Here is an 18,971-nt window from a genome sequence, read left to right as displayed (position 1 = left end):
ATTCTTAGTTTAAAAAGCTTTTAGACTGATATCCAAACTTTTCACCGAATGTGTCAATGCACCCATGGAAATATAATCTACTCCGCACTCAGCCACGTCTACAAGTGTATCTTCGGTAATGCCTCCTGAAGCTTCGGTTTTATATTGATTTCCAATCATAGCTACAGCTTCACGCATCGTAGCATAATCCATATTGTCAAGCATGATCTGATCTACTCCACCCACTGCGAGCACTTGTTTGACTTCATCCAGATTACGGGTTTCTATTTCAATTCTTAGATCCAGATTATTGTTTTTCAAGTAAACATTGCATCTCTCGATCGCCTGTCGAATTCCTCCTGCGAAATCCACATGGTTGTCTTTTAGCATGACCATATCATACAATGCAAATCGATGATTAACGCCTCCACCGATTAATACAGCCCATTTTTCCATCAATCTGAAATTCGGGGTAGTCTTTCGGGTATCCATCAGTCGAGCTTTGGTGTGGATGATCTGCTGCGTGAGTCGGTGTGTCAAAGTTGCAATGCCACTCATCCGCTGCATGCAATTAAGCACTAAGCGCTCCGAAGAAAGTATCGAAGCAGAAGGACCTTTTACTATTAGTCCTACATCTCCGTATTTCACCTCATCACCGTCTTTGACCAGCAACTCGACTTCGAGATTTGAATCAAAAGTCTTAAAAATCTTCTCTGCCAACTCGATACCCGCTATTATTCCATCGTCTTTAATAAGAAGTTTTGCTTGCCCAGTTTTTCCCTCTGGAATAGAGGAAAGTGAAGAGTAATCACCTGGGCCTATATCCTCTGCAAAAGCAGCGGCGATAAATGTGGAAATGGCTTCTTCGGTGAGATAAGTTGGTTTCATGCCCAAAAATAGGGATTTGAAGCTCCTGTAAAGGTGCAAAGACGCAAATTCTTTAAAAAAGTAAACCCTCTAAGATGATTTGAAGAAGGATAATTATCAATGACCAATACTCAAATTCAATATTGAAGGGAAGTCTATCACCAACTTTGTGCTTTCTTCGTGCTCTTTGTGGCTAAAAAAATATTAGAAAAACTCCTTAGCCTTTCACAAACTCCAAACTGTAAATTTTGAATTCAGAAGCTTGCTGAGAAACTTTGATAAACACCTTAAACATACCTTGACCTGTCTGATAATCACCAATATAGGAACTCAGAATTGGGTTATTTTCACTTCGGAAAACAAGGCTGAATCCCATGGAAGGATTTCTTTTAAAAAAATCTTTTAATACAACTTCTGCCTGATTTTTAGAATAATCTCCTTGCTGTCCGTTAACATTTAAGGAAATACTGGAATCGAAGTATTTGGCTAAATCGCTGCTAGAACCACTATCAATTGCAGATATGATCGTTTCTATAGAATCCACGTTCTCAATTTCCATTTCTGGAAACTGAATAAACAGGAATATCGAAACGATTAAACTTACTATTGAGGTCATAGTCCATGCTAGGCAAATACTAAGCCAAAAACGGAATCATGTACTGCATTTATCAGTTTACCAAGTGCATGTCTGGGAAGTTTTCTGTTATCAGTATTTTGGGACGACTTTACTCTTAATTATAATATATTTGCGGTATGGATAAGAAAGTACTTTTAATGATCTTGGATGGTTGGGGAATAGCCACCAATCCTTCTGTTTCTGCGATTGACAAAGCAAAAACCCCTTTTGTAGATAGTCTTTACACTAAATATCCTCATGGAAAACTGGAGGCTTCTGGTCTTGCAGTTGGCCTACCTGAAGGCCAAATGGGCAATTCCGAAGTTGGGCACATGAACATCGGCGCAGGTCGAGTGGTATATCAGGATTTAGTGAAAATCAACCTAGCCGTAGAGAATAAAGAGCTAAATACCCACCCAGTTTTGGTAGAAGCATTTGCAAAAGCCAAAGCCGCAAACAAGAAAGCTCATTTCATGGGATTACTTTCTGATGGTGGAGTTCACGCGCATATCACACACCTGAAAGGACTTTGTGATGCAGCTAAATTCAACGGGATGAATGATGTGTTTATTCATGCATTCACAGACGGAAGAGATACAGATCCAAAAGGAGGCATTGGATATTTAGAAGATCTTCAGGCTCATTTGACTAATTCTACTGGTAAGATTGCTTCCGTAGTAGGAAGATATTATGCTATGGACAGAGACAATCGTTGGGAGCGGGTAAAACTTGCCTACGATGCGATGGTAAAAGGTGAGGGTGAAAAATCCAAAGACATCATTGCTGCCATGCGTAAGTCATACGAAAATGGAGTTACAGATGAATTTATTCGCCCAATCATCCATGTTGGAGCAGATAATAAGCCTTTGGCGACAATAGAGGAGGGTGACCTTTTGATTTGCTTCAATTTCCGAACTGATCGAGGAAGAGAAATCTCTCAGGCGCTTACACAGCGTGATTTCGAGGATTTCAATATGAAAAAGCTGAATGTAGACTACGTTACTTTTACTAATTACGATGCTACGTTCAAAGGAGTAGAGGTTCTCTTCGAAAAAGATAATCTTAATAATACCCTAGGAGAAGTCCTTGAAAGAGCGAATAAAAAGCAGATCAGAATCGCTGAAACTGAGAAGTATCCGCACGTAACCTTCTTTTTTTCCGGAGGAAGAGAATCAGAATTCAATGGTGAAAGCAGACTACTTTGCCCATCTCCAAAAGTAGCAACCTATGATCTCAAACCTGAGATGAGTGCTTTTGAAATCGCTTCCAAAATCAATGGCGAGTTGAAAAAGAAAAGTGCTGATTTCATCTGTCTCAACTTCGCAAATGCGGATATGGTAGGTCACACGGGTGATTTCGATGCAGCTGTGAAAGCTTGTGAGGCGGTAGATGCCTGTGCTGATAGCGTGATCACCACCGCTTTGGCAAACGACTATACCATCATCGTCATAGCAGATCATGGCAATAGCGACATGATGATCAATGAAGATGGCACTCCGAACACGGCGCATACTACTAACTTGGTACCATGCATCATGGTGGACAAAAACGACCTTCTTACCATTAATGATGGAAAACTTGGCGATTTGGCACCTACGATTCTTAAACTGATGGGAATAGAAAAGCCAGCCGATATGACTGGAAATATCCTTTTGACTTAATGAAGCAAACCAAAAGTTTTTCCTTCGGGATTATCTTTCTAGCCGTTTTCGGGCTTTTTTCCTGCGTGGGTGAAATCTCAACTGCAATTGAAGAAGATCCGTACTTCGATCTTAAAGGATTTGTCGAAGAGAATATTCAAAAACTTGATAGCGTAGAAGTAACCAAAGTATCTCAGATTCAAGAGGAAGAAAATGAGGTCTCTGTGGTTTATTCTATTCAGGATTGGGAGGAAGAATTCAGTGTTTTCAAAGAAGCTGATATCAATAAGGCTTCCATGCTTCAATCGTATAAAACTTCAATTTCAGATGATCTTTTGACTCATGAAGCGCTACCTAAATCAAAGGAAAAAGTAAAATACATCAAAGTCACCTATGAAAATGATGCTGTTAGTAGTGTTTCAATCAAAATAGCTGATGATAACTTATTCTATTCCACCACTACCTTGGCATCGATATACATTGATACTTCTACTAAGTTGATAGACCGCTATTCAATAGAGACGTCTCAGAAGATCTGGTTTTTAGATGAGAATGATATGAAGATCAAAGGAACAATAGTTCCGAATTGAAAAAGCCTTCTAGAAGAAATAAAGAAAGGACCGGAGATTATCTCCGGTCCTTTCTTTATTCATCAATTATTTATCAAACATTGGAGGTCGCTTAGCTTGCCAGTCGCTGTTTTTTTGAATTAAGTCTCCCAGCATTACCAGTTTCTCCTCTTCGAAAAGATTCGCCAGCAGCGTAATAGAAGTTGGACTCCCTGATTCACTAAAGCCATTTGGAAGGCAAAGTGCAGGGTGTCCTGTCAGATTAGTGATCTGTAGCTGCGCTCCTCCGAAGCTCGGAGTTACGATCACATCATAATCCTTCATGATTTCGTGCATTTCCTCGATTAGAATAGTCCTTTGTCTGGCGGCTTGCACGTATTCGACAGCTGGAATAAATCTCGCCGATCGAAATGAATTTGGCCAAGCATTTTTGTGCTGTGCTACCAGTTGATCATCCCAGCCATTTCTAGTGAGCTCATCAAATGCCGCCGCAGCTTCCACCGATAGCATGATTTGAATTGCGCGGGGATTTACAGAAGTTTTTAGCTCCACTGGATGCAACTCAAATCCCTGATTTCTCAACAAATCAAGTACATCTTGATTGTTTTTGGAGCCAGATCCATTCCCTTCAAAGTAGGCATTGAAGTAGCCAACTTTAAGCTTTTTCACATTAGTTTTAGATGAGAAATTAAATGCTGATTTGATGGTGCTGGCATCCATTGCGTCTTCTCCATTGATTATCGAGAGGACTATCCCATCATCTAAAGCTGATCTGGATATTGGCCCTATTTTATCCATAGACCAGCTCAAGGCCATTGCACCATTTTTACTTACCCGACCATAAGTTGGTCTAAGGCCAGTTACGCCATTTCTAGTGGAAGGTGATACGATGGATCCCAAAGTTTCTGTGCCAATGGCGAAAGGAACTAAGCCAGCACTAACAGCCGAAGCTGAGCCTGCTGAAGAGCCACTTGCTCCTTGCTCCAGATTCCAAGGGTTTTTGGTCACTCCGCCATACCAAACATCTCCCATCGCCAAGGCTCCAAGTGTGAATTTACCCACCAGCACGCCACCGGCATCATTCAACTTATTCACTACTGTGGCTGTCATATCAATTTCCTGATCTTTATATGGCATAGCTCCCCAAGTCGTCTTGGTGCCTTTTACGGCCAATAGATCCTTGATTCCATATGGGATCCCGTGAAGGGGACCACGATATTTTCCAGTAGCCAACTCCGCATCCATCGCCTTAGCTTTTTCTAAAGCGGAATCCTCCACTAAAGTGATCAAGCATTGAAGTGTGTCTGAATAGGTTTTGATACGGTCCAGGTAGATTTTTGTCAGTCGCTCACTGGATATCTTCTTGGATTTGATCAACACTGCGAGCTCATGAACAGGCATGTAAGCAATGTCAGATTCTTCAGCAGGCAAACTTATCTCTGTTGCCAAGCCCCAGTCTAGTTGCTTTTGAATTTGATCTGGTTGAAATCCCGAGGGAAGTGGATTGAAAACCAAAGCAGGTGCTACTGAGTTGTCTAACTTTACTTCTCGCAAAGCTTCATATCTATTGCGTTGGTTCTCTAATGATCCCAACATACTGTCTTTCTCTGCTTGGGTAAAAGACAAACCAAATAGCTCTGAAGCTCCTTCGATAGAAAGTGGTGTGATTTCACCAGTATTTCTACCTAGTGTAAAACCTAAAAGTAAGCAGCCTGCCGCCGCGATAAGGATAAATGCCGATGAAGAAACTGTGTTTTTTGATTCCATTGAATAGTTTTGTAATAATGTAATCTAAGAATACTAAGTACATGTTCAATCACCCAATATAATCAACCAATGGATCAAAATCCTTCCTTTCCTGTATTCCCCATGTCCTTTCGTGGAATTCTTCTCTTAACCGGAATGTACACAATTGCCTGGTCTGCCATTTTCAGACTCATGGGAGGATCAATTGTCAATTGGTTCGCTGATGGAAATATGATCGAAGCATCTCTACCAGTGACATATTATGGAGGATTTGGGATTTTAGTAGGCCTACTTATATTCTTTAGTGCATTTTATCCCATTAGTTGGGTATATCTGATAATTGCAGGAATTACTGGAAAAATAATTTTGGCAATCTGGTTTTTCTTGGGATTCCTACCTGATCTGGGGTGGAATAAACGAACTGCTTTTCAGTTGATTTTTAATGAGATTATATGGATAATTCCCCTCATTTTGGTGTTTTTAAGAGGGTGTCAGGTAAAGAGTTACCTCGCTCAGAATACTGAAAAATAAAAAAAGGAAGATCAGCAAGGATCTTCCTTTTTCACTCATGATGATTTAGTTTTTTCTTAGGTCAACAAAATCAATAGAAGTAAAATAATAATAATTGCTCCTACAGAGATATATACTCCACCTCCTGCTCGTTTGGCTTCCTCTTTCATATCCTTAAGCTCACTACGAACATCCTTAATTTCCTCTTTACTCATTTCACTAAAGTCCATCGCTTTGATTTCATCCACTCTAGTTTGGATTTCGGCTAATCGCTCCTTTTGAGCTTCCGTTAGTTCAGTTTTCTCTTTTTTAGAGTCTTCATCATTGGTTGGCGCTGCTACTAGCATGTGCGCGGAAAATACCAGTGCGAGAATTGCGAATAATTTTTTCATACGGTTGTTTGTTTATGGTCTGGTTTTGAGTATTGTCAAAATTATAGCCAAACTCTGTCGGAGTATCTCTGGATATCCCCAACTTTTGGAAGTCTACTAGCCGAAAATTTGTAACTTACACAGCTAAAATACGATCGCCTTTTCACCAAAAATAATCCAAAAATGTCCCAAAAACAGCCCTGTAAGCTTTTTTTACTTGATGCTATGGCGCTTATCTACAGAGCGCATTTTGCCTTCAGCAAAAACCCGAGAATAAATTCGAAAGGACTCAACACAGGCATTATGCTGGGGTTTACCAACACGCTTCTTGAGATAATAGATAAGGAAAAACCTACCCACATTGGGGTCGCCTTTGATACCCATGCCCCAACTTTCCGACATATTCAGTACGAACCCTACAAGGCCAATCGCCAAGAGCAACCCGAAGATATTGGCGTGGGCATTCCTTGGGTAAAAGAAATCGTCAAAGCATTCAATATTCCGATTTTGGAACTGGACGGCTACGAAGCAGATGATGTGATCGGGACTTTGGCTAAGCAGGCTGAGAAGGAAAACTTTACGGTTTACATGATGACTCCTGACAAGGATTATGGGCAGCTCGTGGACGATCATATTTTTCTCTACAAACCTGCTTTCATGGGTAACGGTGTAGACATTATGGGTCCAAAAGAGATCTGTGCTAAATGGGATATAGAGCGTGTAGATCAGGTTCGGGATATACTTGGATTGATGGGAGATGCTGTGGATAACATTCCTGGAATTCCTGGTATAGGCCAAAAAACAGCCGTCAAACTTCTGAAGACTTACGGCACAGTTGAAGAATTGGTGAAAAATACAGCTGATCTCAAAGGCAAGCAAAAGGAGAATGTGGAAAACTTTGCTGCTCAGGGGATTCTTTCCAAAGAACTCGCAACTATCAAATGCGATGTGCCAATTACCTATGTCAAGGAAGACTTAAAATACGAGGGAATCGACGAGGAGAAAGTACGGGCAATTTTTACAGAGCTGGAGTTTAGAACCTTAGCTTCACGAGTTTTCAAAGGAGCTGATAAAAAAGCTGCAGTTCAGAAAAATGATCAATTAGGCCTTTTTGGAGAAGCTCCAGCTCCCACTGCTTCTTCCTCACCTGCAATAGAATTTGAAGAGGAATCCGTGAATGTGGCTGAGCAAAAAGCTCCTGATACCATTCATAGTAATATCCAAAATTACCATAAAGTCAAAGGAGAAGCTGAGATCCTTGAGCTTGTTGAGTTTTTGGAGATTCAAAAAGAGCTTTGCTTCGACACGGAGACGACTTCTGTAAATCCAATGGAAGCAGAATTGGTCGGGATTTCCTTCGCCTATGTGACCGGTGAGGCATACTATATTCCGTGCCCGGAAAGCCGTGAAGAGACACTAAAAATTCTGGCACTTTTGAAGCCAGTTTTTGAAAATGAAGCCATTCTGAAAATCGGCCAGAACATCAAGTACGATATTTTGGTGCTGAAGAATTACGATATCGAGGTAAAAGGCGTGCTCTACGATACTATGCTTGCACATTACCTGATCGATGCGGATGGCAAGCATTCCATGGATTGGTTGGCAAAGCAATACCTGAATTATGAGCCTGTTTCTATCACTGAATTAATTGGCAAGAAAGGCAAGAATCAAGGAAATATGCGTGATGTGGATGAGGATGAAGTCACTGCGTATGCTTCTGAAGATGCCGATATCACGCTTAGATTAAAAGCCGCATTTGATCCACTTTTGAAGAACGACAATCTGGAGAAGCTTTTTGATGAGGTGGAAAATCCTCTGATTAATGTACTTGCGGACATGGAGTTTGAGGGTGTTCGAATAGATATGGAAAGTCTTGCTGAAATGTCTCTTTTGCTAGAAAAAGAAAGCAAAGAGATCGAGAACAAGGTCTATGAGATGGCTGGAGTCCGCTTCAATCTGGCTTCGCCAAAGCAATTGGGAGAAGTCCTTTTCGATAAATTAAAGCTGGATCCTAAAGCCAAGAAGACTAAAACCGGGCAATATGCAACTGGAGAGGAAGTTTTGAGCAAACTTGCCCATGAACATGAGATCATCCAGAATATCCTAGACTTCCGCCAGATGGTGAAGCTGAAATCTACTTATGTCGATGCTCTTCCAACCATGATCAATTCCAAAACTGGTAGGGTTCATACGACCTACAATCAGTTTGTGGCAGCGACAGGTCGACTTTCTTCCATTAACCCTAACCTTCAGAACATTCCCATCCGGACCCAAAGAGGGCGTGAGATCCGTAAGGCTTTTGTTCCAAGAGATGAAAATCACATCCTCTTGGCAGCGGATTATTCCCAGATCGAATTGCGGATCATGGCGGCTTTTTCGGGAGACGAATCCATGATCGAGGCTTTTAAAAACGGAAGAGATATTCACGCAACTACGGCTGCGAAGATTTTCCAAGTGCCATTAGAGGAAGTAACTTCAGATATGCGTAGAAAGGCCAAAACGGCCAATTTTGGGATTATTTATGGTATTTCTGCTTTTGGACTTTCTCAGCGACTTTCTATTTCACGCGGTGAAGCCAAGGAGATTATTGATTCCTATTTCAAGGAATTCCCAGCCGTGAAAGAATACATGGATGGAGCGATTGAAAAAGCCAAAACTCACGAGTACGTGGAGACTATCCTCGGTCGCAGAAGATATCTTCGGGATATCAACAGCCGAAATGCAACCATGCGTGGCTTCGCCGAGCGAAATGCCATCAACGCACCGATTCAAGGTTCTGCCGCCGATCTGATCAAAGTTGCCATGATCGATGTGCACAAGTGGATGAAAAAAGAAGGATTGAAATCCAAAATGATTCTTCAGGTTCATGATGAATTGGTATTTGATGCGCACAAGGATGAAGTAGAAATCCTAAAAGCCAACGTTCCGAAACTTATGTCTAACGCAATTAAGATGGCTGTTCCGGTGGAAGTCGAAGTCGGTACGGGTACGGATTGGCTGCAAGCACACTAGTTAGTATCTAGACATTAGAGACAAGTATCAAGACTTCATTATTCGGCGTTCGGTGTTCTTCATTTTGAAATTGTAAGATTGAAAAATTTGAAAATATTAAGTCTTGGAAACGAATGTATTTCACTCTTCTTTGTGCAGAGATTCTGAGTTTTAACTAATAATTAAAATTTCAAGAATATCCTTTCCTAAAATCACCCTTGGAGTTCCAGCAAACCTCGTAAATCAAAAATCGTAATTCCCATATCCAAATGGCTAAAATAAAAACCACCTTTTTCTGTCAAAACTGCGGCGCGCAAAGTCCAAAATGGCTTGGAAAATGTCCTGCCTGTGGAGAATGGAATACCTATGTGGAAGAAATCGTGCAGAAGGAGGAATCCGGTAAAGGATCTTGGAAGACACCTACAACTGGTACCAAAAAAGCCAGCGTTCCAAAGAAAATTCAGGAGGTCAATTACGAAGAACAGCCGCGATATGTCACCGGAGATGATGAACTTGACCGGGTACTTGGGGGAGGAATCGTCCCTGGATCACTGGTGCTGATTGGCGGGGAACCTGGAATAGGTAAGTCCACTTTAATGCTTCAGATTGCTTTGATCCTGCAAAACAAGAAAATACTCTACGTCTCCGGTGAGGAAAGCGAAGCGCAGATCAAGATGCGTGCTGATCGTATGTCTGCCAAAAATCCGGAGTGCTATGTGCTCTCTGAAACAAACACCCAGCAGATTTTCCAGCAAATTGAAGTATTGAAGCCTGATTTGCTGGTGATAGATTCCATCCAAACCTTGACCTCTCAGTACGTAGAATCGGCTGCTGGCTCAGTTTCCCAAGTGCGGGAATGTACCGCGGAACTCATGAAGTTTGCCAAGGAAACCGGAACGCCTGTTTTTTTAATCGGCCACATTACCAAAGACGGGTCCATCGCCGGACCAAAAGTGCTGGAGCATATGGTGGATACGGTGTTGCAGTTTGAAGGTGATCGACACATGAGCTACAGAATCCTGAGAACTTCCAAAAACCGCTTCGGATCCACACACGAACTTGGAATCTACGAGATGCGGGTTGAGGGACTTCGCCCAGTTGCCAATCCTTCTGAAATCTTATTGACACAGCGAGAGGAAGTTTTGAATGGTGTCGCTATCGGAGCAATGATGGAAGGAAATCGGCCTTTGCTGATCGAGATTCAATCACTGGTCAGCCCGGCCACTTATGGTACTCCACAGCGAAGTAGCACTGGTCATGATGCCAAGCGATTGAATATGTTGTTGGCAGTATTGGAAAAGCGAGGTGGAATGCGACTCGGTCAGCAGGATGTGTTTTTGAATGTGGCCGGTGGATTACGTGTAGATGATCCGGCTTTGGACTTGGCTGTCTGTGCGTCCTTGATTTCCAGCTATGAGGATACGCCTGTTTCTGAGCAGATTTGTTTTGCAGCAGAAGTGGGTTTGGGAGGAGAAATCCGTGCTGTTCACCGCATAGAAAACCGCATTGCTGAAGCTGAGAAACTGGGTTTCAAAAAGATCATTGTCTCCAAATACGCCGTGAAAGGACTTGACCTTAGCAAATACAAAATTGAGGTGATGGCTGTGAGTAAGTTGGAAGAGGTGTATCAGAAGATATTTTAGGAGTCAGATGAATTCTCAGCGCTAGTTTAAGCCATGTCAAATCAAAATTAATTGCAGATATTAGGTCTTTTGAAAAGTATCAACCTCCTATCAAAACTAAGCCATCAATGCAATAAAATTTCTCTTTGAGAAAGTATTAGGAGGTAAAAGAAAATTGTATTTTGTAGAGCGTCCCAGACAGGAGCAGACACTTCCTACGGTATGCAGTTAAGAAGAAGTCCAACAAATCTTATCTAGCATTAAAAACATCAAACATAAGGCTATTTTGAGTACCATCTATTCTGCAGGCTTGCGAATCAGTGAACTAGTAAATCTACCCATCACTGGGATAGACTCTGATAGAATGCAAATCTATATCGAAAAGTCAAAAGGTAACAAAGACAGATATACCATTTTGTCCAAGAAGGTATTAGATCTCTTGAGAGTTTATTTCAAAAAAGAAAAACCTCACTATTGGCTATTTGAGGGAATGGGCAGTACTAAGGAAAAACCATTGCAATACTCTAGTCGCAGCATTCAAAGTATATTAAAGGCAGCTTTAAAGAAAACTGGTATCAAGAAGCATGTGACTGTACATACCCTCCGTCATAGCTTTGCGACACATCTATTGGAGAACGGAACAGATCTTAGGTATATCCAAAGCCTTCTCGGGCATAGCAACTCGAAGGCGACAGAGATCTACACACATATTACAACCAAAGGATTTAATCAGATTATAAGCCCTTTGGACAAATTAGATATATAAAAAATATACGCAACTAGTTGCGTATAGCGACTCGTTGTGGTGCATTATAAAGAAACGATGAAGTTTAAAATTTTAGGCATAGAAAATATTAATGAATTGGATTCGTACCCAGAAATTATAAATGTTCGGATTCATCTGAAATATCCAGACTACATGGATATACTGTATTTAGCACCGAAAAAAAGACTAAAAGTTATTCGCCAAAGACAAAGAGATAATTTCAAGGAGTTTGTAAAGGAGATTAAAGAAAAAGAATATATTAAGACTGGGACTAATACTTCACCGAGCGGATTAGAATTGACCTGCTCAAAAAAAGAACTTTTAGATTTCACTAAGAACCCAATAATAGACCATATTGCGATAGCTTCTATGCAGGAATTAGCTGACCTGGATTACGAACCAATAGAATTATATTTTGCAGTTAAGACACGATTTGCAATTCAAATAGAAAATAGAGAAAAAGGGTTGCAGGATTATGAAGACAGAATTTTATTAATAAAAGCGACAAGTGTTAAAGATGCAGAAAAAAAGCTTATAAAGGGGTTTGAAGAGTATGAAAAACCATATATAAACGGTCATGGCGAACTTGTTCGTTGGAAATTTGAAGAATTTTCTGATTGGTATGAAACAAGTTATAGCTCTCTAGACGACATGCTGGAGGATGAACAAAAAGGAATAGAAATATTCTCTGTATTAAAGAGCAGAAGACTTAATTGTGAACGGATGTGGAAACGCGAAAATGAAAAATAACGACACCACAATCGAGTAGACGGCCGTGAGCCATAAGCCCACGGTGCGCCTCTCACACCACTCCCGCAAATGCGGGATACGGGTCTTCCCGATGAATCGGGACAAGCTGTATACGGCGGTTCACTGAATCTCAGGTTTTGATTTAGAGTAATAGTCCAACATACTTAGATAACCTTTTCTTCTCAGTTTGGAAAGAGTAATTGTTGTTACCAGTATAGGACTTTGAGCCACGGCCCATCCTCCTTTTCTGGTTCTACTCCATGCATAAGCATGGTTTTGATCCACTCCCAGTCTGATCAGGTTTTTACGTTTGCGCTCAGGCTTTTTCTCCCGATATTCTTATGGCTCGTTCCTCGTAGCTACTATGATCCCGCACGTGCGGGACTGACTTCTCTTGGACGTTCCAGACGTTCAGAGACCTCCCTCGGTAAAATGAATATCCTTGTGCCTATCTCTGCTCTATCTACTATTTTGGCTTATTTCTGTTTACAGAGCTTAGGACTTCGGCATGATGTGTTACCTCATCCAGCCTCATAGCCTCAGTATAGAGTTCCTGTTCGTCAGTACAGACACCGTAGTCTGGCTTACTTCAGTGCATACCTCGCGGTAAACCACCTTGCCACTTACTTGGCTTCGGGTAACGACTCCCGCGCTTAAGGGACTTTCACCCGTTGGAACGACCATCTTTTTGGTCTATATTCACCATTCAAGGCACACACATCACCTTAGAAGACAGCGGGCGGTTCCGAGTAAATTGGAAGTTTAGTACCTTTAAGAAGTTAGGAGTAGGTAGGAGGAGAACGTCTCCGAATGCCCGCCGTCTCCAAGCTGAATCACGTTACAGCCCATACCCACTTCGATATGATATTATTTGCAACTGGCCTACTTAAGTTTTTCATCGGACTCATTGGAGTAGTGGGAACAATTGTCTTCTTGATACTTTCAGCATTTCAACGGACACGAACAAACAAACTGCGGTACGCTGGAATAACCTTCCTAACGACATTCATTTTAATTCTGGCCATAACTGGACTTGAATTTCTGATGTACCCAACGAACAAAAAACAGGATCAACTTGTGCTAACTGGATTAAGAGAAGCTCCCTTAGGTGCATATTGGTTAGGAGTTTATGACGATTCAACTTGGGAACTTGGCAACTCTTCACGAGAAATTGAAGTCAGAGGGACTTATACAATTTCAGGAGATACCTTACACTTAAAAACTCTCGGAGGAACAGCATTTTATAACGGGAACACTAAGAACTCTTTCGTAATATCTGGTGACAACCTAATAGAAGTTGAAAACACCGGAATTAGAGGGCTGAAAATCGGACTGAACAAACTAAACGGGCTGTAATCGAGTAGACGGCCTCGCCAACCATTAAGTTAGCGAGGTGCGCCTCTCACACCACCGTACGTACGGGTCTCGTATACGGCGGTTCGTAAAGCATAAGGCTGTCGCTCTTTACACCAACAACCTCTTTCCGTTACTTTTAAGATAAGGCTACACGATGGCTCCTTATCGAATTTTCACTTCACAATACGTTCGGCCCTTCACTACTTCTGTGAGACCTCCATAGTTCTTATGGCTCGTTCCTCGTAGCTACTATGATCCCGCACGTGCGGGACTGACTTCTCTTAGATGTTCACGACAGCCAGAGATCTCCCCAGGTAAGAGCATATTCCTTCCCTCAATATCCACTGGATCTACCATCTAAGCACATGTTGGTTACCCAACCTTTGGACGTCAGTATGATGTGCTACCTCATCCGACCTAAATAGCCTCCGTATGTGGTTCATGTTCTTCAGTACAGACACCGCAGTCTGGCTTACTTCACTGTATGCCTCACGGCAAACCAGCTTGCCACTTGCTTGGCTTCGGGTAACGACTCCCGCGCTTAAGGGACTTTCACCCGTTGGAACGACCATCTTTTTGGTCTATATTCACCATTCAAGGCACACACATCACCTTGGATACATCGGGCGGTCCAGAGTAAATATGAAAATCAGTGTCTTTAAGAAGTTAGGAGTAGGCTGGAAGGGAACGGCTCCGAATGTCCGCCGCCTCCAAGCTGAATCCCGTTGTAAAGCAGTTTTTCAAAAGGAATCCGCTTCATTTTAGCATAAACTAAAAGCGCGCCGGAATACAGCGCCACTTTAAGAATACCTACCTAACCGTCAACTTCTTAAACTCCCTCGTCAAATTAGTCAGCGATTCTTCCACTCCCATTCTTTCTAGCGAAGAAGCTCCTACAAATCCATGAACATCCGCTTTTTCCAAGACTTCACGAACATCTTCAGGTGTGTTGATAGGACCGCCATGTGCCAAGAAGAATAGATCAGGATTCACGGCTTTGGCCGCAGCTACAATTTCATTGGTTCTCGCCACTGCCTCATCCATGCTACAGCTTGCGCCAGTCACGCCGATTGATCCTCCGACAGTCGTACCCACATGGGAAATAATCGCATCGGCGCCAGCTTCCGCCATTTGGCGAGCCTCTTCAGGAGTGGCTACATACACGATAGAAAATAAGTCCATCTTATCGGCAATTCTTACCATTTCAACTTCCTTTTCGAAGCCCATTCCTGTTTCTTCCAATACCTGGCGAAAATGCCCATCGACAATGGAGTGTGTTGGGAAATTGTTGATTCCAGAAAAGCCCATTTCCTTCACTTTCAACAAGTGATGCCAGATGCGTCTTCTCGGATCAGAACCGTGAACTCCACAGATTATAGGAATCTCTTCCACCACCGGCAGTACTTCAAATTCCCCGATTTCCATCGCCACGGCGTTTGCATCACCATAAGCCATCAAACCAGCAGTCGAGCCGTGTCCTGACATTCTGAATCTTCCCGAGTTGTATATAATTAGGAGATCAGCGCCACCTTTTTCAATGAATTTAGCTGAGATACCTGTCCCTGCACCAGCGGCGATAATGGCTTTTTTCTGAGCTAAAGTTTCCTTAAGTCTATCTCTTACTTCCTGTCTTGTGTAGGGATTTCCCTTTCCTGTCCATGGATTTGGCATATTTTCTACTTTATCGTTTTTTAACCGCAAAGGCCGCAAAGAACACCGCGGTGAGCACAGTCTTTAAAATATATTTTCAAGTTGTCCTGCTTCTGAAAAAGCTGGAAGTGTTACTAACTTTTATTCTCTTAATCTCCGATCTCTTATCCCTAACCTTTCATCATCTCTCGTAGCCTCGGTCTGTGTCTCCACAGACCGAAACATACAAAGACCTCTACTTCATCATCTCCAGTAACCTCTCTACCGCTTTTTCAGCAAATTCAGGATCATTGATATGAAAAGGCAAGTTGACAAAAGGTATATCGGATTTCAAGTTATCCTGAATAGATTTTGAAAGTGCTAGATTTGATTCAGGATCATAAAATACATTTCCCTCCGCATCTATTTGGGAAAGACCTTTTACTGGAAAAAGAACTGCAGTTGGCCCAGAAGCTTGATTAAGTTTATTGGAAAGTATTTCACCCAGCACTTTATTCTCTTCTACGTTTGTCCTCATCAGAGTGACAGTGGGTACCCAACTATACAATTGTCGATTCTTATAATTACTAGGTACAGAATCCATAGTGCCAAAATTGACCATATCCATACAGCCCGGAACCACTACTTGAGGGATTTCCATTTTGGAGGCAGCTTCTAATCTATGTGGCCCTGCACTGCAAACACCCCCACACAGTTCATCTGCAAGCTCTGTAGTGGTAATATCCAAAACCCCTGCAAAACAGTTCTCAAGGATAAGACCTTCCATTGCTTTTCCTCCCAAGCCATTTGCATGAAAAGTCATCACTTCAAAACCTTTCTCTTCAAGTAGCTCAGTACAATAATTTACGCATGTACTGGTGTTCCCAAACATGCTGATGGCAATGCGTTTAGAAGTTGTGGAGTTTTCGGGAACAACCACACCGCACATGGCTACTATCGCAGCGGCAGCTTGCTGAATGATGGGTTTGATGATGGAATTCAATGCCGCCACATCTACCACAGAAGGCATCATCAGGATATCCTTGGCACCAACTTGCTCAGAAAGATCCTTGCTGGCCAAAGTAGAAATACAGATTTTCGGAATACCTAGAGGAAGGTTTTGCATAGCTTTCAGCGTGACGTAAGTTCCGCTACCTCCACCCATACCTATTACTGCGTCAAATTTCTTCTGCTTATAAAGGTCAGCCAAGATTATTGCCGCTCCCCGACCCATGATTTCCATGGCATAGCCACGGTCATTTTTATTTCGGATATCTTCTAGATTTCCGCCCGCAGTATCACAGACTTTAGTTGCACCCACATCTATCGGAAATAGGGTGGTCGAGCCCATTACACCTACATTAACAGTAACAACTTCTGCTCCTTGTGCTATCAGACAACTTCTCAGAAAAGCGAAGATCTCGCCTTTCGTATCAAAGCAGCCAAGCATTAGGATGGTAGGTTTTTGACTCATTTTACTGTTGTTTGTTAATCTCTTGGCATCGGGATGTGCCTGTGCATTTAACTTTTATGTATGTCTTAGACTTCGCTCAGACTGACCGGTTTGTCACCCTTGCACTTGAGAGACGATAGTCTCGAAATCGAAGGGTAAAAGCATCGGGCATCCGACACCAAACATCGGTCATTTTTCATTCCACCTCAAGAAATTTAAAGCTCCCTTTCTTTACTTCCAAAAGATCAGCTTCATTTCCATTCTTGACAAATTCCAATTCGATTACCCCCGTTTTTCTAGGAGAAACCTTCTCATCCGAGTTGTGGGTATGAAGCACATATCTCAATTTTCCCTTCGCATCCACGAAATAATCTCCATGTCCGGAACCATTGATTCCTGCATCAGTTTTGTCGAAAATAGGGTTAGAAGGGCTCTTGGTCCAAGGTCCCATCGGGCTTTCACTCACCGCATAGCCGACAGCATAATCCGGATTTCGGAAATCGTTCGCAGAATAAATAAAGTAATACAAACCCTCATGCTTGATGATTGCGGGGCCTTCAGAAATTGTCCAGTCCACATTTTGGGTGTTTTCCCATGGCTCTTCGGCATGGAAACAATAGGTCAAGGTTTCGGCTTTGATTCCTGAGAAATCATCTTCCATTTCTGCGACAAACAAACGGTTGCCCTCCGTGAGACGAACGTGGTACATATACTTTTTCCCATCGTCGTCTATGAAAATATAAGGATCGATTTGCTTCACAGGCGCTTCCAAATCTTTCTTTTCCTTTTGGGTAAAAGGCCCCAATGGACTATCAGAAGTTGCGATGGCAATGTGCTCGTTGGCGGTGTAAGCCATGTAAAATTTCCCTTCGTAGGCAAAAACTTGCGGTGCCCAAAATCCAATATCTCCATAAGATTCACCCTTTTTAAGCGCATAGCCATCATTTTTATCCGAGCGTTTCCAGGATTTTAGATTTTTGGAAACGTAGACTTCAAAGCCCATATTCTTGTCATTTCCGCTGGTACCATAGAGATAGTACGTGCCCTCATGATAGAAAATCGTTGGGTCGGCAAGTAGAATCGGGCTTTTTTCAGGAATGGGCAAAAAGCTCAGGCTTAGCCAAAATACTGAAATTAGGATATGGGTTATGTTCATGGTTTATTAGTTTATAAGTTTTTTAAGGGCTCTTAGACCTAAGTCTTTGACTCACAGACCTCGAAAGGTATTGTCAGGCTGAGCGAAGTCGAAGCCTCTTTTATTCAAACTGCTTCTTATAAAAAGCCAATCCTTCACTCGCCAAAGCATCAGGACTTTCAGCCAATGGCCTCCAAATGCAAGTAGCTTTCGCCATTTCTTTGGATACAGCACCAAACGTTTCGATCACAATCGCACCTTCATATCCGATTTCCTCCAGAGCTTCCTTGATCTGATCCCAAGCTAAGTTTCCAGTACCTGGAGTGCCGCGGTCACTTTCATTTCCTTGCACGTGACAAAGCAATTCCTTCCCAACCTTTCGGATAGAAGCAGCTATATTTTTCTCTTCTATATTATTGTGAAAAGTGTCGAGCTGTATTTTTAACCAAGGTGAATCAACAGCTTTCACAATTTCCAAAGCTTGATCCACAGTATTAACCATGTCACTTTCAAAGCGGTTCAGCGGTTCCAAACCTAAGGTGATTCCGTATTCCTCCGCAGTTTTACAGGCTTTCTTTAAGTTATCCACACACCAGTCAAATTCTATCTGCTTTTGCTCTGCAGAAATCGAACGCAGCTTACCCACCGCTGAATACAATGGTCCACCGAATAACGGGCTTCCCATTTTCGCGGCGATTTTGATGGAATCTTCTATGTATTGCAGTCCATTGGCACGAATGGCTGGATCCTCACTGGAAATATCCCGATCTGCCCCGAATGCTCCGCTGATGCTCACTTGCAGTCCAAGTTCATCTGTCAGCTTTTTCAGCGCATCCCAATCCACCAAATCCTTGTCCTCCACAGGCACTTCGATGATATCAAAGCCCATTTCTTTCACTTTATGCACAAGGTCAAAAGAATGGGTGTCGAAAGGCGACACCCATAAAAATGTACTTACTCCAAATTTCATC

The 18,971-nt window shown here is 42.2% G+C and carries 16 protein-coding genes and 1 pseudogene; 9 read left to right on the top strand and 8 right to left on the bottom strand.

What is annotated here, in order from left to right; genetic code table 11:
* Positions 1-9 precede the first annotated feature (9 nt).
* Both nadC and LV83_RS00205 read right to left on the bottom strand, forming a co-directional pair.
* Entirely contained in the window at positions 10-867 is an 858-nt protein-coding gene (gene nadC, locus LV83_RS00210; protein ID WP_111609512.1) for a carboxylating nicotinate-nucleotide diphosphorylase, read from the bottom strand.
* A 196-nt stretch (positions 868-1,063) separates the two neighbouring features.
* Positions 1,064-1,462, bottom strand: a complete 399-nt coding sequence (locus LV83_RS00205; protein ID WP_111609511.1) for a DUF4783 domain-containing protein — start codon at positions 1,460-1,462, stop codon at positions 1,064-1,066.
* A 137-nt stretch (positions 1,463-1,599) separates the two neighbouring features.
* On the opposite strand from LV83_RS00205, the gene gpmI reads away from it, so the two are divergent.
* Both gpmI and LV83_RS00195 read left to right on the top strand, forming a co-directional pair.
* Positions 1,600-3,123: a 2,3-bisphosphoglycerate-independent phosphoglycerate mutase gene (gene gpmI, locus LV83_RS00200; RefSeq protein WP_111609510.1), complete on the top strand. Its 1,524-nt coding sequence runs from the start codon at positions 1,600-1,602 to the stop codon at positions 3,121-3,123.
* Positions 3,123-3,692: a hypothetical protein gene (locus LV83_RS00195; protein WP_111609509.1), complete on the top strand. Its 570-nt coding sequence runs from the start codon at positions 3,123-3,125 to the stop codon at positions 3,690-3,692. The genes gpmI and LV83_RS00195 overlap by 1 nt, the downstream gene beginning before the upstream one ends.
* A 66-nt stretch (positions 3,693-3,758) precedes the next feature.
* Here LV83_RS00195 and LV83_RS00190 read toward each other — a convergent pair whose 3' ends face one another.
* A complete protein-coding gene (locus LV83_RS00190; RefSeq protein ID WP_111609508.1) occupies positions 3,759-5,438 on the bottom strand; it encodes an amidase in 1,680 nt (559 codons plus the stop codon).
* A 69-nt stretch (positions 5,439-5,507) separates the two neighbouring features.
* Between LV83_RS00190 and LV83_RS00185 the strand changes: the two genes are divergently transcribed.
* Positions 5,508-5,948, top strand: coding sequence for a hypothetical protein (locus LV83_RS00185; RefSeq protein ID WP_111609507.1), 441 nt, complete (start codon positions 5,508-5,510; stop codon positions 5,946-5,948).
* Between the two features lie 56 nt (positions 5,949-6,004).
* Here the strand turns inward: LV83_RS00185 and LV83_RS00180 are convergent, their stop codons facing one another.
* Complete coding sequence (locus LV83_RS00180; protein ID WP_111609506.1) at positions 6,005-6,319, bottom strand: hypothetical protein; 315 nt, start codon at positions 6,317-6,319, stop codon at positions 6,005-6,007.
* Between the two features lie 162 nt (positions 6,320-6,481).
* Between LV83_RS00180 and polA the strand changes: the two genes are divergently transcribed.
* From polA to LV83_RS21270, 6 genes and pseudogenes are all read left to right on the top strand, one after another.
* Positions 6,482-9,310 (top strand): DNA polymerase I, encoded by a 2,829-nt coding sequence (gene polA / locus LV83_RS00175; protein ID WP_111609505.1) that lies wholly within the window; start codon positions 6,482-6,484, stop codon positions 9,308-9,310.
* 248 nt (positions 9,311-9,558) lie between these two features.
* Positions 9,559-10,932: a DNA repair protein RadA gene (radA, locus tag LV83_RS00170; protein WP_111609504.1), complete on the top strand. Its 1,374-nt coding sequence runs from the start codon at positions 9,559-9,561 to the stop codon at positions 10,930-10,932.
* Positions 10,933-11,155: 223 nt separating this feature from the next.
* Positions 11,156-11,677, top strand: a pseudogene (locus LV83_RS00165) (tyrosine-type recombinase/integrase); the annotation flags it as partial.
* Positions 11,678-11,734: 57 nt separating this feature from the next.
* On the top strand, positions 11,735-12,427 hold the full coding sequence (locus tag LV83_RS00160) for a DUF4288 domain-containing protein (protein ID WP_111609503.1): 693 nt from the start codon (positions 11,735-11,737) through the stop codon (positions 12,425-12,427).
* 861 nt (positions 12,428-13,288) lie between these two features.
* Positions 13,289-13,783 carry a hypothetical protein gene (locus LV83_RS00150; protein WP_146613666.1) on the top strand — a complete coding sequence of 165 codons (495 nt, stop codon included), beginning with the start codon at positions 13,289-13,291 and terminating at the stop codon, positions 13,781-13,783.
* A gap of 432 nt (positions 13,784-14,215) precedes the next feature.
* Positions 14,216-14,548 (top strand): hypothetical protein, encoded by a 333-nt coding sequence (locus tag LV83_RS21270; RefSeq protein ID WP_146613665.1) that lies wholly within the window; start codon positions 14,216-14,218, stop codon positions 14,546-14,548.
* Between the two features lie 45 nt (positions 14,549-14,593).
* Here LV83_RS21270 and LV83_RS00145 read toward each other — a convergent pair whose 3' ends face one another.
* From LV83_RS00145 to LV83_RS00130, 4 genes are all read right to left on the bottom strand, one after another.
* The gene (locus LV83_RS00145) at positions 14,594-15,454 is read right to left on the bottom strand and encodes a phosphoenolpyruvate hydrolase family protein (RefSeq protein WP_111609501.1); all 861 of its coding nucleotides are present in this window, start codon (positions 15,452-15,454) and stop codon (positions 14,594-14,596) included.
* Between the two features lie 214 nt (positions 15,455-15,668).
* The gene (locus tag LV83_RS00140) at positions 15,669-16,886 is read right to left on the bottom strand and encodes a Tm-1-like ATP-binding domain-containing protein (protein ID WP_111609500.1); all 1,218 of its coding nucleotides are present in this window, start codon (positions 16,884-16,886) and stop codon (positions 15,669-15,671) included.
* A gap of 175 nt (positions 16,887-17,061) precedes the next feature.
* Positions 17,062-18,021: a glycoside hydrolase family 43 protein gene (locus LV83_RS00135; RefSeq protein ID WP_111609499.1), complete on the bottom strand. Its 960-nt coding sequence runs from the start codon at positions 18,019-18,021 to the stop codon at positions 17,062-17,064.
* 100 nt (positions 18,022-18,121) lie between these two features.
* Positions 18,122-18,970 (bottom strand): sugar phosphate isomerase/epimerase family protein, encoded by an 849-nt coding sequence (locus LV83_RS00130; protein WP_111609498.1) that lies wholly within the window; start codon positions 18,968-18,970, stop codon positions 18,122-18,124.
* Position 18,971 lies beyond the last annotated feature (1 nt).

The sequence above is a fragment of the Algoriphagus yeomjeoni genome (genome assembly GCF_003259505.1).
GTDB classification, from domain to species: domain Bacteria; phylum Bacteroidota; class Bacteroidia; order Cytophagales; family Cyclobacteriaceae; genus Algoriphagus; species Algoriphagus yeomjeoni.
The sequence above is the reverse complement of the archived record's forward strand: the minus strand, read 5'-3'. Positions and strand labels throughout refer to the sequence as shown.

Excerpts from the sequence above, each read along its gene's own strand:
- nadC (WP_111609512.1), bottom strand. The coding sequence starts at position 867 with ATGAAACCAACTTATCTCACCGAAGAAGCCATTTCCACATTTATCGCC.
- LV83_RS00205 (WP_111609511.1), bottom strand. The coding sequence starts at position 1,462 with ATGACCTCAATAGTAAGTTTAATCGTTTCGATATTCCTGTTTATTCAG.
- gpmI (WP_111609510.1), top strand. The coding sequence starts at position 1,600 with ATGGATAAGAAAGTACTTTTAATGATCTTGGATGGTTGGGGAATAGCC.
- LV83_RS00195 (WP_111609509.1), top strand. The coding sequence starts at position 3,123 with ATGAAGCAAACCAAAAGTTTTTCCTTCGGGATTATCTTTCTAGCCGTT.
- LV83_RS00190 (WP_111609508.1), bottom strand. The coding sequence starts at position 5,438 with ATGGAATCAAAAAACACAGTTTCTTCATCGGCATTTATCCTTATCGCG.
- LV83_RS00185 (WP_111609507.1), top strand. The coding sequence starts at position 5,508 with ATGGATCAAAATCCTTCCTTTCCTGTATTCCCCATGTCCTTTCGTGGA.
- LV83_RS00180 (WP_111609506.1), bottom strand. The coding sequence starts at position 6,319 with ATGAAAAAATTATTCGCAATTCTCGCACTGGTATTTTCCGCGCACATG.
- polA (WP_111609505.1), top strand. The coding sequence starts at position 6,482 with ATGTCCCAAAAACAGCCCTGTAAGCTTTTTTTACTTGATGCTATGGCG.
- radA (WP_111609504.1), top strand. The coding sequence starts at position 9,559 with ATGGCTAAAATAAAAACCACCTTTTTCTGTCAAAACTGCGGCGCGCAA.
- LV83_RS00160 (WP_111609503.1), top strand. The coding sequence starts at position 11,735 with ATGAAGTTTAAAATTTTAGGCATAGAAAATATTAATGAATTGGATTCG.
- LV83_RS00150 (WP_146613666.1), top strand. The coding sequence starts at position 13,289 with ATGATATTATTTGCAACTGGCCTACTTAAGTTTTTCATCGGACTCATT.
- LV83_RS21270 (WP_146613665.1), top strand. The coding sequence starts at position 14,216 with ATGTGGTTCATGTTCTTCAGTACAGACACCGCAGTCTGGCTTACTTCA.
- LV83_RS00145 (WP_111609501.1), bottom strand. The coding sequence starts at position 15,454 with ATGCCAAATCCATGGACAGGAAAGGGAAATCCCTACACAAGACAGGAA.
- LV83_RS00140 (WP_111609500.1), bottom strand. The coding sequence starts at position 16,886 with ATGAGTCAAAAACCTACCATCCTAATGCTTGGCTGCTTTGATACGAAA.
- LV83_RS00135 (WP_111609499.1), bottom strand. The coding sequence starts at position 18,021 with ATGAACATAACCCATATCCTAATTTCAGTATTTTGGCTAAGCCTGAGC.
- LV83_RS00130 (WP_111609498.1), bottom strand. The coding sequence starts at position 18,970 with ATGAAATTTGGAGTAAGTACATTTTTATGGGTGTCGCCTTTCGACACC.